Raw genomic sequence first — 13,287 nt, forward strand, 5'->3', positions numbered from 1 at the left:
TCCACTAAATTGTGGGTAAATGTAGAAACCAAGCGATAAGACGCAAATTAAGGGAATTAGCTCGCTTGATAGGGCCGGGCGTTAATTCTATAATTTTGTGGATTAACTGGCACAGAGCGGGCTAGGTATACACTATGTTGGATTTAAGCTTCAGCAAGCCGAGTGAGGTCGTGAAGCGCCTCTGCGATCGCTTGCGCACAGAGCGCTTGGCGCGGGACATGACACAGGCGGACTTGGCCGGGCGTGCCGGCATCGCTACAAACACAGTGTCCAACCTTGAAGCCGGGCGCAATGTCGGATTCGAGAACGTTGTTCGGGTGGCGATGGCGCTTGGCCGGACCAAGGAACTGGAAGGCCTGTTCCTGCCAAAACTGGACAGTATCGAGGATATCCGGCGCTACGAAAACAGCGCCAATCGTCTTCGTACCAAGAGGAAGCCCGGCAATGCTTGAGCAGGTGAACGTCTTCTACGAAGGGTGGGGGGAGCGATGGCAATGGGGCACGCTGGTCTCCACGACTGCCCTGACCGGTCGTCCACTGATTGTGTTCGAGTACAGCAATGAAGCCAGGCAAAGGGGCTTGGAGCTGTCGTCCTACACGCTGCCGCTGGAGGGGGCTCAACTGCGCCGAGACTTTCCAGACCACCAACTGTACTTGCCAGGGCCTGTTTACGACGCCTTGCCGGACGGATGGGGCATGTTGCTGATGGACCGTATGTTCAGGCGCCGCGGGCTCACCACAGCGCGCATCGGCTCACTGGAACGGCTGGCCTATATCGGTGGTAATGCCATGGGGGCCATGACGTTTGAACCCGTGGCGCCCGAAGGGCAGGCGTCTGAAGTCCACATCCCGCTGGAGCAGCTAGCCGCCGAAGTGCAGGAAGTGCTCCATGGAGACGGCGGTGAGTTCCTGCAGAGGTTGCTGCTGGTGGGTGGCTCGCCTCAAGGTGCAAGGCCTAAGGCCCTCGTCTATCGTGATCCCGAAACTGGCCGGTTTACAACTGCCGTGACGGCGGGCTTTGAGGCCTGGCTGGTCAAGTTCCCGGCCAAGGAAGAGCATGCCGAGGTGTGCGCTGTCGAAATGGTCTACGCCGAATGCCTGCGCATGTGCGGTATCGAGACCCCTGACACGCAGTACTTCAGCCTGCCTGATGGGTTGGCGGCGTTTGCCAGCAAGCGATTTGATCGTCAGGATGGCCTGCGCGTGCCCATGCAAAGCCTCGCGGCCTTCACGGGGGCGAGTTACCGGTCTCCAGGCGTGTTGGACTACGTCAATTTCCTGCGGGCAACCCAGATGTGTACCAACGACGTGCGAGAGATGGCGGTGGCCTTCGAACGTGCCGTCTTCAATGTAGCGTTCAACAACAGAGATGATCATCCCAAGAACTTTGCCTACGTCATGTCGCAGGACGGTCATTGGAGACTGTCGCCGGCCTACGATGTGACCTTTTGCGAGGGGCCAGGTGGATATCACCAGATGGATGTAATGGGGGAGGCCCTGTCGATTACCCGTACACAAATGCTTCGGCTTGCCGAGGAAGCCGAGGTGCCCCCGGAGGTTGCAGGCAGAATGATTGACGGCATTTGTGAGGTGGCTAGCCAGTTTTCAAGCATCGCCGAGAACCTGTACCCACAGGTCATTACGCCAGACACCTTGCGCACGATCCAAGGCCGCATCGATCAGAACGTAGCTCGGTTACAGGGCAGCGGTTGCCATTGAAGCAGGGAGGAGCGGGCGCTCAGTCGGCGGGCCGATTTTTGGCAAGGGAGATCGAAGGGCGGGATGGTGATGCCCTCATGGAGAGACCACCAAGCTGATCGGATAGCGCTCGGCGCTGGTTGGGAACAGCAAAGAAGGAAATTGTTGGAAAACGTCCGGGGAAGGCCCAATGCGATGGGCTAACCGGCGATCCTTTAGCATTGAGGTCTGCGCATGGAATATCGCGTTCGTCCCGCCACACGCAACGATGCAGCAGCGATTAGCCGCGTAGTTCTAGCCGCCCTGCGTGAGTCAAATTCACAGGACTACCCGCCCGATGTGATCGCTCAGGTTGAGCGGAGCTTTGCTCCTGAAGTCGTCACTGCACAACTTGCCAAGCGCAGGGTTTTCGTAGCCTTGCTGGGCGATAACATCGTTGGCACTGCCGGTCTTGACGGTGATGTGGTCAGAAGTGTTTTCGTTGACCCGGCTCACCAAAAAGGCGGCATTGGCCGGCATCTGATGGATGTCATTCATGCGACCGCTGCCCACGCCGGCATTGGGGCTGTACGTGTGCCATCGTCGATTACCGCTGAGAAGTTCTACGCCGCCCTGGGCTATCAGAAAATCCGCGACGAGTTTCATGGGGCTGAGCGCACCATCGTAATGGAAAAACGGCTCCAGGATTAGCCCAGGCTAGTTACCCGTTTATTCGGTAACGACTCAGCACATCCTTGAGATCGGCATACAGATCGTGCCCATTCATGATGACTTCGTCCGTAGCTGTCCGGCAGCAGCCATGTCTTCGTCTTCAGCGCCAAGCACTTCCTTGAGTGGCGTCTCTCCCACCCCCATCGCTCGCTCGATCAGCAGTTCGCTTCCATTACCGTGAAGCATCGCCTGCAGGCGCCCGAACTCGTTGCACCAGATCGTCTCGATGTCCTTGTCGCGCTGCGTGTCGCGATCACGGCTCAATGCCACCGCACGCACCTGCATGCGGCCATTCTCGGCCTTGCCGCCCAGCTCCACGCCATAGCCTGGCGTGGCCGACTTGCGCAGTACTATCTTGCCCGCGTCAGCCCAGGCGGTGGTCATGCCTTCGCGCACTTCGTAACCGAGTTCGGCCAGGCCCTTGAGCATGGCTTCGCGACGGGCGAGGGCGGCTTGCGCTTGCACATGCATGGCGAGCAATGCTTCGCAGCGGCTCGTCAGCTCGCTCACCGTGGCTTGCGGGCTGGTGGTCGTGCAAAGGCGGACCTGCTCGAGCAAGGCCTCGTTCCCAGCGCCCAGGCGGGTTTGTACTTCGTTTGCCAGTTCGTGGAGCTTGGCGAGCGAATCGCGACTCAGCTGGAAGTCGCGGCTTTTGTCAGCCAACTCGATCACCAGGCTGTCGAGCAGCAAGTTGCGCTGTTGCGCCTGGGGCTGCGCCTCGGCCCGGGCCAACGCTTGTACGAAGGGCTCAGCACAGGCTGTGCCTTGCAACAGATGCAGCTCGGCGATGTGCCGGTCGATATGCTGCAGGCGTGGGTCGCGGGTCGCTTGTGCTCGCTCGGCCAGCCACGTGGTGAGGTTGGGCGTGGGGGCGTCATCCATGAGCCGCCGAGCCAGCGCGCGTTGCTGTTCGTCCAGAGTTTGCGCTTCGTTGCTGCTGCTCAATTGGGCGAAGCCTTGGGCAAGCAGTTGCTCGGCATTGTCCAGTTGGGCGCCATCGGCCAGTTTTGTCAGGGCTTGCACCATCTGCGGGGCGGCGTCGGTGCGGCTGACCAGGGCCTTGAGCAGAAGCGCTGCATTTTCCTTCATGCGGCGTTGATGCTGGCGCTGCTCGGTAGCTTGCTCAATAGCGCGCTCTTCGCGGGCAAGCTGGTCGCGCCGCAGGTGTTCGATCTCGATGGGGACGGCTTTCTGCAATGCCTGGTACTGGTCCTCAGTGAGCAAGGCGCGCAACCGCGCTTGCCGTGCCCGCGTGGCCGCGCGTTCCTGCTCGCTCAGCTGGCCAAGCTTTTCAGCCTGGGCTTCCCAGCGGGCCACAGTCTGATCAAGGCGGCGCAGATGGCCTTCGCAAAGGGCGATGATTTCTTCACGGGTGACGATGCGCACCACCTTTGGGCCACTCATTGGCAGGTCTCCTTGTCGTTGGATGCGGCCACCGGCTGCCCTGCCTGCATGGCGTCCTCGATGGCCGCGCGCAAGCGGGCGCGCTCGTTGTCGCCATCGTGATACCAGGCCTGGGACGAGACGCGGTGGATCTGCGGAATCGCCCGGCGCAGTACCGAGGGCCGCCAGATTTCCCGGGCCCGGGCGCGCTCGAGCAGGGCGTGGCTGGGCGCGTCGCATTCGATGCCGATGGCATAGGTTCCGGTCTGCGGGCTTGCGATGGCGAAATCCAGGCCAAACGCGTCGCCTTCGCTGGCCGGGGCGGCATTCCAGCCCAGGGACGCGATGAACGCGCCAACGATCCTGGCGAAGCCGTCGTGGCCCTGGTCGTGCCCATGCACCTGCGTGCTGCGGTCCGTCTGCAGGCGGCCCAGCAGCTTGCCGCTGTAGTCGAACTCGCCGGCACACAGCGCGCGTGCATATTCCAGGTAGCCTTGCAGGTAGTCGCGCGGGCTGGCCGGCGCGCGCTGGGTGTTGAGCATGTCCGAAATGTCGGCGATGGGCATCGAGGTGATCATCACCACCTTGCGCCGAGCACGGGTCACCGCCACGTTCAGGCGGCGTTCGCCACCGGTCTGTCCGAGCACCCCGAAGTGACGGCGGAAGGTGCCCTGGCTGTTGCGGCCGAAGGTGGAGGAAAACACGATCACGTCGCGCTCGTCACCCTGCACGTTCTCGACGTTCTTGACGAACACCGACATGTCTTCACCGCCCTCGCTGCGTTCGCGCTCCTGGGCGTACGCGGCGCGGAAGGCTTCGTTTTCGGTGGCATGGGCTTCCAGGTGCTCCTCGATCAGCTCGGCCTGCTTGCGGTTGAAGGTCACCACACCCACTGACGGGCGCTGCGCGTAAGGCAGCTGCCAGAGCGCCTCCAGGTACTGCACGACACGCGCGGCTTCGGTTGCGTTGCTCTGGTTCTGGTACAGGCCCTCGACCTGCATCAGTTCCAGTGGCTTGAGCTGACGAATGCTCGCCTGGGGGTGGCGCACCGGCACGTTCAGGCGGTTGCCGTAGAACGAGGCATTGGAAAAACCGATCAGTTCGCGGTAGGCCGAACGGTAGTGGATCTGCAGCGTGGTGCTGGGCAGGGCGTTGCGCGCCAGTTGCAGCAGGTCTGGGCAGTCCTTGATCTCGCGGCGGTTCCAGGTGTCTTCGAAGGCTTCGCGTTGTTCTTCGTCAGCGTCCTCGTCAGGCTCATCGCCATCGAACAGTTCGGCCTCGTCACTTTCGACCCGGCTGGAGAAGAACGCCGTCGGCGGCATTTGCTTTTCATCGCCACTGACCACGGTGACCTGGCCGCGGAACAGCGTCGGCAGGGCAAACTCCACCGGCATCTGTGATGCCTCGTCGTAGATTACCGTGTCGAACAGACCGTTCTTCAGTGGCAGCACCCGACTGGCCACGTCCGGGTTCATCAGCCATACCGGGCGCAATGTCATCAGCCCCAGCGGAGCACCCAGTTCGAGGAATTCACGCAGCCGGCGCGAGCGCTTGCCGGTCAGCCGGGTCACATCCTCCCACTGCTTGCGGCTGCCCAGGCGCGTGGGGTCGATACCTGTGGCCAGCAGTTGGCGGTTGAGCTCACGCATCCGTGTATCGGCTTGAGCCAGGCTGGCAACCTTGGCCTGGGCCTCTTCCTGGCTGAACAGCAGCTCCGGGTTGGCCTGTTCGATGCGGTGTTTCCAGCCCAGCCGCGCTTCGCGGTTGAGCAGGCGGCGCACGGCGGCGTCGAGCTGCTCTGAGGGCAGCAGGTCGAGTTGCGCCTGGCGCTGGCGCAGCAGGGCGAGCAGCTCCAGGTCAGCCTCGGCGAGCTGCCCGGCGCGGGCGCGGAAGCCTTGGTAGGCCGCCAGGTGGGGCAAGGCGTCGTGCAGGCGGCTGAGCGCCAGTTCGTTGCTCAGGTTGTGTTCCACGGCATGCCGCAGCTGTTGAGCCAGTTCGTTGCCGAGCCAGTCTTCGAGCCGCTTGAGCTGGTCAAGGCTGGACTGGCGCACGCCTTGGCGCAGCAGCGAGGCATCCAGGTCTCCGAGCAAGGCCTCCAGGTGTTGTTTGTCGCCGGTAAGCACGGCGTCGTCTGCCTGGCGTGCGCGGGGCGACTGTGCCAGTGCCTGCGCCAACGCCTGGACTTCGACGAGCTGATGGATATCAGCCTTTACCAAGGCCGCCAGCTCCAGGCCTGCCTGCGGGGCAACGCTGTCCAGGGCCAGGGCCTGGTGAAGTGCAGCCAGTTCGGCGCGCAGGGGGCGCCATCGCTGTTCCAGTTCGATGGCCGCGCGCAGCCCTGGCAGGGCTTCATCCACACGGTCATTACCTTGAGCTTCGAGGAAATCGTGCAGACGCTTGCGTCTGAGCAGGTGCATCGGGTTCATGCGCGTTAGCCAGGAGCGAGCGGCCATGACCTTGGTGCAATCGCTTTCCAGGCCGCGCAGCGACTTGCTGTCTACCAGGCTCAAGGCAGGCGACAGTGCTGTCAGGTAATCGCCTTCGGGCAGTTGGTCGAGCTGCTGCTGCAGTTGCCGCAGCTCATTCAGCATCGCTTCGCCACGCGGCAGCTGCTCGCCGTCCTTGCTGCGGAACAGGGGGAGCCAGCGGGCCAGGCGCAGTCGCTGCTCCTGGCTCAGACCGAGCAAGGTAGCCACATGGGTGGCCATCCATGCCCGGTACGGCGCAGGGTCGTCGATCTCGAAGCTGGCCGGGTGTGCTTGCAGGGTTGCCTGGCGCTGTAGCTCAGCCTGGCTGAAGGCTTGCAGGCTGTCGGTAAAGGCCAGCAGAGTGGAGCGGTCAGTGGCGAACGGCTGCAACTGCACCAGAGGGCTGCCTTCGTAGCGGGCAGGCAGCCACAGGCGTATCAGCGGCGCACAGTTTTCTTCAAGGCGTGTCAGGCTGGCAACGTCAAGCACGGCCAGGCGCTGGCGCAACGCCGGGAATTCGAGCGGTGGCGGCCCGTCTTCGAGCTCGATCAGTTCGCCCAGCAGGCGCCGGTAGCTCAAACCGGTTGCCGGGTCCGGGCGGTGCAGGCTCTGGTGGAAGCGGTCCAGCTCGCCTTCAAGTGTCTCGATGCGCGCCGCCATTTGTTCGCGTTGGCGGAGCAGGCTCTGGCCTTCGTCGCCACCGATGAACAGGGTTTCCAGCTGTTCGCGAATACTGCGGATGATCGGTTCGCGGTCGCGATTGACGTCGTTGAGCATGACGATACGCTGCCCCAACCCTTCGGCTACCAGGCGCTTGTACACCACCTCCAGCGCCGCGTGCTTCTGGCAGACGATGAGCAGGCTGCGTTGGCGGCCGATGGCATCGGCGACCATGTTGACGATGGTCTGGCTCTTGCCTGTGCCCGGTGGCCCCTCCACCAGCAAACCAGGGCCTTGGCGCGCTTGCAGCACGGCCGCCTCCTGGGAGGGGTCGCTGGCGACGGTGAAGTAGCGGTGCAGTTCGGCCGGCGGGGCCACGGCCTCGTCCTCCTCGTCGGTCCTGAGCCGCAGTGCGGTCTCGAGCCCGCTGCCGGCAGGCGAGAGTGACTTCAGCTGGCGCAGGTCCTCGCCGATGGCCTGGCCCATGAAGGTGACGTGAAACAACACGCCGGCACATGCCAGTTCCTCCTGGTAAGGCACCACTTCCACGCTGCTGGCCGGCAGTCCGACGATGCTGCGCGAGCGTGCGGTGGCAAGCATGCCGAACGCATCCATCACATCGCTGGCGCGGATCGAAGAGCGGCCAAGCAACTCATCGGCCGTCTTGCGCCAGCGCTTGCATGCCTCGGCCCCGAGGACGCTTTCCAGCGCCGGGTTCAGGCGCACTTCCTCGCGTTCGCTGTCGAAGGCCAGGGCCGCAAGGCCGCGGTTGCCCACTTCCAGCAGCAGCTTCACCGGCCACAACAGCAGCGGAATGATGCGTGTACGCGTGGTGCCGCGCGGGTCGCGACTGAGCAGGAAAGGGAAGCCCAGGTACAGGCCGTCGATGCCGGTGTCGCGTTTGTACAATGCGCTCTGCCGGTGTAGCGCGTGCAGGCGCGAGGCAATCTGCGGCATGGCCTGGAAGCATTCCGGGTCCAGGTTCACGGGCCGTTCGTTGCGCAGCAGCAGGTGGTCGAGCAAGGCTGCCGCAGGGTGGCGCTCGCTGTGCAGTTCGTTGAGATCGATCCGGGCGGTTGTCTTGCCGATGGTCATGCGCACCAGCGGGCCGCGCATCACTGCGGTTACCACCTTCTTCTCGAAGAACTCGAGAATCTGTGACACATACTGCTGCTTTTGCGGCTCAAGCCACTGGCTTGCCGGAATGGCCAGCAGCACCAAGACCTGGGCCAGCGGCATGCGCCGTTCCAGGCGGAACTGCTCGGCCCATGCATCCACTTCGGCAACGCCGCAGCGGGCGAACCCGCGTATGCGCTCATCGACGCTGTGGTAAAGATCCTGGCGCGGGGACTGAAGCAGCGCTGTGGCAGCGTCGTTGTCGAACCAGCCGACTTCGACGCTGTTCGCCAGCTCAGCCGCTTCCTGGATGATCGCCTCCACCGAGCGGAACTGGCCGATCGAAGCGCTGAGCAACACGATCAGGTCTTCCTCGGCGATGATCCGTCGTTCTGCCAACGCCAGCAGGCCGGGGTGCGTGGTATCCGGCAGTAGGCGTTGGCGCGCCTGCCATTCGCTGGCCAGCTTTGCCCGCGAGGTTGACAGCAGGTATACCCTCAACGTCTCTTCGACCAGTTCGATCTGCTGATGCAGGGCACGCTGACGCACCTGCTCGGCGCGCAGTTTTAGGCGAGAAAGCCAGTTGTCGGTCTGCAGTTGCTCCAGCAGGTCGGGCACCGAGCCACTGATCAGTCGGTAGCCTTCCAGCGGATGCTCCAGCAACCAGCCCGGGGTGACGATCTCACCGCGGTGGATCAGCGGGATTTCCGGGTTCAGCAGTTTCAGCGCGAGCATCAAACGGAAATCGTCCTCCAGCCCGTCATGCTGCACCACTTGGCGCAGGCCGGCGAGCAATGAAGGGGAAAGGCCGAGCTGCTCGGCCCAGGTGACGATGACGCCGCGCAACAGATGGTCGAGCGCCTGCTGCCAGTGCTCGGCGTGCGCGGCGGCGAGGGCGAAGACCGCCGGCTTGTGGTAGCGCGCATCGCCCAGTTGCAAGGCAGCACCTTCGCCGTCGTCGCGTTCGGTGAAGGCTGAAGCCGGCGCCTGCACCGGGCGCCCGTCGAGCCAGGCCTCGACCTCGGGCCATTGCCAGCGCTGGTGCCGGTCGCGGGCCAGCAGGCCGCGCAACAGCAGGTTCAGCTGTGGGTCGAGGTCGTCGGGAATCGGGACACCATTGGCCAGTACATGGATGAGGAAGGCATTGGCATGGATGCCCTCGAAGCAGGCCCCCGCGGTCAGTTGCTCGAGCAGGATCATGCCGAGGCTCCACCAGTCCGAGGCGGCCGCCACACCGCCGGCGATGGCTTCAGGGGCCATGTAGCGGCTGGTTTCCAGGGGCGAGACGATGTCCAGGTCGAATTCCGACAGGCGCGCCGAGCCGAAGCCGCTGATCACCAGGTCCAGTGGCTCATGGGCACGTACCAGCAGGCTGGTCGGGCGCAGGTCTCGGTGGCGCAAGCCGGCCTCGTTGAAGGCATGCAGTGCCTGGCCCAGCTCCCGCAGCATATGACGCACGCTGTGGGCTTCACGGATCACGCCGCCGAGGTCGGCCAGGCTGCCGCCGGTCAGTTCCTCGACCACTTCGAATGCGCGGCCATCCCAGCGGCCGGTGGCGATGATCTCGGGCACATGGTCGCGGGGCAGACGGCGGATCACGTCATAGACCGCAGGGTCCGGCTCCGCGCCTGGTCGATAGAGGGTGAGTACCGCCTGGCGAGCGGTTTCCTGGTGCACTGCAAGGTAACGCTCGCGGACGCCGTCGGTATTGCTGATCTGGCGGATCAGCGACCAGCCGTCGATCAAGGTTTCGCTGGCTGCGGGCGCATCGTTGACCGGGGCAGCCGGCACACCGTTGGCTGCTGCAGACTGGGCCGGCGAAGCATCGCACAGCAGGCACATCAGGTCGCCGGGGTCCATGGCATGGCCGTTTTCACAGACGAGGCCGGGCGCCGGAGATGTGTCCGTCGGCGGGAGATTGTCCACGGTATGGATGATCTGCGGGCGCCAGCCGTCAGCGTGGATCGGCTCCCCGGCCAGGTCCCAGTTGCAAGGGTGCTGGTCGACGGTGCCCTCGCAGAACATTTCCTGTACCGGGCGTGCGGTGTTGCAGTTTGGGCAATAGCGAATCATTGGGCGAATTCCGGTCAGGGGCGGTGCGCGCTGGTGCTAACCTGGTGGCCTTGCGCGTTCAAAAGGTCGCGCAGACGCAGTACGTCGTCACGCCGAGGGATCCCTGCCATCCACACGCTGCCGTTCTCGTCGAACATCAGGTCAAGGGCCTGGTCAGTGGGTTGCAGGGGGCGCTGGTAGCTGGCAAGGCGTTCATGGCCGAGCGGGGTCAGCAGGTTCAGGCGCTGATTGTCGCTGCCACGCAAGGCCAGGGATTGTTCGCTGCGCTGGTCGAAGGGGTCGCTGATCAACGCATCGATCAGGCCTTCGGCTTGTTGCAGTTGGGGTTGCAGTTGCTCCAGCGAGTAGCCGCTGTACACCAGAATGTCCAGTGCACTCGACTGGCGAAGCCCCTGGAGCATGGCAAGCAGGGCGGGGAACTGGTCGAAGGGTTCGCCGCCGGAGACGGTGATGCCCTCAGCCTCGGCCAGCCAGGGCATCAGTTGTTTGAGCAACTGTGCGATGGCCACACGGCGCTTGCCTGGCCCCCAGGTGTCGGCGGAAATACAGCCGGGGCAGCGGATGCTGCAGCCCTGAAGCCAGATGCCCAGGCGACGACCTGGGCCGAGGGTGGTGATCGGGAAGTGCACACGGGACAGGCTCAGTTCCATGGTCAGCGACGTTCCAGGGTCAATCCGCCGACACCCAGACGGCTGATGGTGAAATGCTCGCCAGGTTGAGCGTCCTGGTCGAACAAGGCCCGCGCCAGCGGGTTGAGCAGATGCGCCTCGAGCTGGTTGCGGATGCCACGGCCGCCGTTGGACAGGTCGTGCAGACACAAAGCGTGCAATGCCTGGCGTGCCTCAGGGGCGATGGCCACGTGCAGTTTCTGCTGCTGCAGGTCCCTGAAGGTGCCGTCGACCATCTGTTCGAAGATCTGCTGGCCGACCGCTTCACGAATGAAGTCGAACACGATGACGTTCTCGCCGATACGGTTGAGGATCTCCGGACGATTGAGCACCTGCTTGAAATGCCGGTCGATCTCGCTGTGGACTTTCTCCCGAACCTGCTCGTAGGGCTCACCCGGCAGCACGTTGGCAACGCGCTCGCCATTCTCGCCCAGGCGGTAGATGCCCAGGTTGGAGGTAAACACGATCAGTGCCTCGGAAAAGTACACCCGGTCACCGCGACCGGAGGTCAGTACGCCGTCGTCAAGAATTTGCAGGAACTTGTCGAGGATGCGCGGGTGGGCTTTTTCGATTTCGTCGAACAGCACCACACTGAAGGGTTTCTCGCGAATCGCATTGGTCAGTTCGCCACCGACGTCGTAGCCGACATAGCCGGGTGGTGCACCGATGAGGCGCTGGTCGGCATGCTCTGCGCTGAATTCCGACATGTCGAAACGGATATAAGCGCTTTCGTCGCCGAACAGCAGGCTGGTCATGGTTTTGGCCAGCTCGGTCTTGCCCACCCCGGTCGGCCCAGCCAGGAAGGCTACGCCACGTGGACGGTTACCCTTGCGGCTGGCGCCGACGCCGGTCATCGCCCGCTTGACGATGTCGAGCATGTGGGTCACAGCGTGGTCCTGGCCTTTTACCCGTTGGTGCACCAGTTCTTCGCCCTTGCGAATGCGCTGGCGATCGATACGCAGCCAGGGGTCTTCGGTGACACCCACTTTATACCGGCGCACGGCATCAGCGATCTGCACCATGGGCACACCTTCGACCCGTGCGAGTTGCGCGATGGCGCTGAGGTCGAGCAGCAGCAGGCCCTCGGTATTCTGTACGAAGGCGTCCGCAGCCTGAGCGAGCGCGTCCTGACTCGCCTCCTGGCTACCGGCGAGCCCCTTGAGCAGCGCCGGCGCCAGGGCGCGGCGGGCCAGTTGGTCAGGTTTGGAGACGGGAATGTGGCGAATCCGGGGGTTGTCGACCAGCAGCCAGTCCGGCAGGTCGCCTTCTTTCTCCACCAGCCACAGCAGCGTATTGAAGAATGGCTTGCGCGTTTGTGGCTGGGGCCTGCTGCGCGCCTGGTGGGCATGCACCAAGGCCTGAGTGAACAGCTGATGCTCGGCCGCGTTCAGGGAATCGCTACGTACCGCCAGGCGCGAGGCGAAGTCGATGATCAGGGCGACAGGCGTATCGGTGCGGGCCAGCAGCCGCTGCATGGTGGCGGCCAGCAGGTCGATACCCGCAGACGCGGCGCCGTTCACCGGGGTCAGGCCGAGTTCCTGGAGCAGGGCTTGGCCAGGTGCCGGGTCGCTGCCGGGCTTGCCAAGCACACGAAAACCAGCCACCGGGTCCCAAGCCAGCACATGGCCATAGCCGGTGTCGAGCAAGGCGTTGCACAGGGTCTGGTTGAAGCTCTGGGCCGTGACCGTGCCAGGAACGACCTCACAAGCCTGGAGGTCGCGGATGTTGCCCGACAGGACGAATTGGCTTTTCAGTGGCAGGAAGCGGACGAGGTCACGCATCCAGCGCGGGGTTTGAAACGGTGTAGTCCCTGACATGATCAACTCGTCTAGGTTGGATCCTTGGCAGGGTATTGGTCCTTGCGCGTATTTTCCAGTATTGCCGTCTGAAAGTTCAGCGCGTTGTAGGGCAGCATTTCAAGAATGCCTCGATACATACCGAGGATGGCAACCAGACAAGTGCATGAGGTCAGCAATGGTAGACTTCGGCGCTGATTCAAGGAACTGTGTGTGGTGCTATGGGATAGCGGCGCAGGCTGTAATAATGGGGGGCAATTACAAGGGCCATGTCATGCTGACCATCACCAATAACGTGCATCTGCCGGATGCCGACATCGAACTGACATACATTCGCGCGCAAGGCGCGGGCGGGCAGAATGTCAACAAGGTGTCCAGCGCGGTGCACCTGCGCTTCGACATCCCGGCCTCGTCGCTGCCCGAGTTTTACAAGGAGCGGCTGTTAGGGTTGCGTGACAGTCGCATCACCGGTGACGGCGTGTTGATCATCAAGGCCCAGCAGTACCGCACCCAGGAGCAGAACCGCGCTGACGCACTGGCGCGTCTTGCCGAGTTGATCATCGCTGCCGGCAAGACCGAGAAAAAACGCCGCCCCACCAAGCCGACCCTCGGCTCGAAGACCCGCCGGCTCGAAGGAAAAGCCAGACGCAGCACTATCAAGATGGGGCGGGGCAAGGTGGAGTTCTAGTGTGGTGTTTCACAAATACCGCTGAA

The 13,287-nt window shown here is 63.3% G+C and carries 8 protein-coding genes; 4 read left to right on the top strand and 4 right to left on the bottom strand.

The window, feature by feature from the left end:
- The first annotated feature begins 134 nt into the window (after positions 1-134).
- The 3 genes from ACE4QZ_RS11595 to ACE4QZ_RS11605 all read left to right on the top strand — a co-directional run bounded on the left by ACE4QZ_RS11595 (position 135) and on the right by ACE4QZ_RS11605 (position 2,388).
- A complete protein-coding gene (locus ACE4QZ_RS11595) occupies positions 135-452 on the top strand; it encodes a helix-turn-helix domain-containing protein (RefSeq protein ID WP_021782301.1) in 318 nt (105 codons plus the stop codon).
- Positions 445-1,719 carry a type II toxin-antitoxin system HipA family toxin gene (locus tag ACE4QZ_RS11600; protein ID WP_021782302.1) on the top strand — a complete coding sequence of 425 codons (1,275 nt, stop codon included), beginning with the start codon at positions 445-447 and terminating at the stop codon, positions 1,717-1,719. The genes ACE4QZ_RS11595 and ACE4QZ_RS11600 overlap by 8 nt, the downstream gene beginning before the upstream one ends.
- Positions 1,720-1,932: 213 nt before the next feature.
- The gene (locus ACE4QZ_RS11605) at positions 1,933-2,388 is read left to right on the top strand and encodes a GNAT family N-acetyltransferase (protein ID WP_279934964.1); all 456 of its coding nucleotides are present in this window, start codon (positions 1,933-1,935) and stop codon (positions 2,386-2,388) included.
- Between the two features lie 72 nt (positions 2,389-2,460).
- On the opposite strand, the gene ACE4QZ_RS11610 is transcribed toward ACE4QZ_RS11605, so the two are convergent.
- From ACE4QZ_RS11610 to ACE4QZ_RS11625, 4 genes are read right to left on the bottom strand one after another with little or no spacing between them, the layout of a single operon-like run.
- Positions 2,461-3,813, bottom strand: coding sequence for a hypothetical protein (locus ACE4QZ_RS11610; protein WP_279934965.1), 1,353 nt, complete (start codon positions 3,811-3,813; stop codon positions 2,461-2,463).
- A complete protein-coding gene (locus ACE4QZ_RS11615; RefSeq protein WP_279934966.1) occupies positions 3,810-10,109 on the bottom strand; it encodes an AAA domain-containing protein in 6,300 nt (2,099 codons plus the stop codon). Before ACE4QZ_RS11615 ends, ACE4QZ_RS11610 begins: the two co-directional genes overlap by 4 nt.
- A gap of 14 nt (positions 10,110-10,123) precedes the next feature.
- On the bottom strand, positions 10,124-10,759 hold the full coding sequence (locus ACE4QZ_RS11620; protein WP_279934967.1) for a 4Fe-4S single cluster domain-containing protein: 636 nt from the start codon (positions 10,757-10,759) through the stop codon (positions 10,124-10,126).
- Between the two features lie 2 nt (positions 10,760-10,761).
- The gene (locus ACE4QZ_RS11625; RefSeq protein WP_274101575.1) at positions 10,762-12,594 is read right to left on the bottom strand and encodes an AAA family ATPase; all 1,833 of its coding nucleotides are present in this window, start codon (positions 12,592-12,594) and stop codon (positions 10,762-10,764) included.
- A 253-nt stretch (positions 12,595-12,847) separates the two neighbouring features.
- Here ACE4QZ_RS11625 and arfB point away from each other — a divergent pair, with 253 nt between their 5' ends.
- Entirely contained in the window at positions 12,848-13,261 is a 414-nt protein-coding gene (gene arfB, locus ACE4QZ_RS11630; protein WP_021782324.1) for an alternative ribosome rescue aminoacyl-tRNA hydrolase ArfB, read from the top strand.
- Positions 13,262-13,287 lie beyond the last annotated feature (26 nt).

Source organism: Pseudomonas sp. DCA-1 (assembly GCF_046523955.1).
Lineage (GTDB): Bacteria > Pseudomonadota > Gammaproteobacteria > Pseudomonadales > Pseudomonadaceae > Aquipseudomonas > Aquipseudomonas putida_Y.

Coding starts and splice junctions, on each gene's coding strand:
- ACE4QZ_RS11595 (WP_021782301.1), top strand. CDS start 135: ATGTTGGATTTAAGCTTCAGCAAGCCGAGTGAGGTCGTGAAGCGCCTC.
- ACE4QZ_RS11605 (WP_279934964.1), top strand. CDS start 1,933: ATGGAATATCGCGTTCGTCCCGCCACACGCAACGATGCAGCAGCGATT.
- arfB (WP_021782324.1), top strand. CDS start 12,848: ATGCTGACCATCACCAATAACGTGCATCTGCCGGATGCCGACATCGAA.
- ACE4QZ_RS11610 (WP_279934965.1), bottom strand. CDS start 3,813: ATGAGTGGCCCAAAGGTGGTGCGCATCGTCACCCGTGAAGAAATCATC.
- ACE4QZ_RS11620 (WP_279934967.1), bottom strand. CDS start 10,759: ATGGAACTGAGCCTGTCCCGTGTGCACTTCCCGATCACCACCCTCGGC.
- ACE4QZ_RS11625 (WP_274101575.1), bottom strand. CDS start 12,594: ATGTCAGGGACTACACCGTTTCAAACCCCGCGCTGGATGCGTGACCTC.
- ACE4QZ_RS11600 (WP_021782302.1), top strand. CDS start 445: ATGCTTGAGCAGGTGAACGTCTTCTACGAAGGGTGGGGGGAGCGATGG.
- ACE4QZ_RS11615 (WP_279934966.1), bottom strand. CDS start 10,109: ATGATTCGCTATTGCCCAAACTGCAACACCGCACGCCCGGTACAGGAA.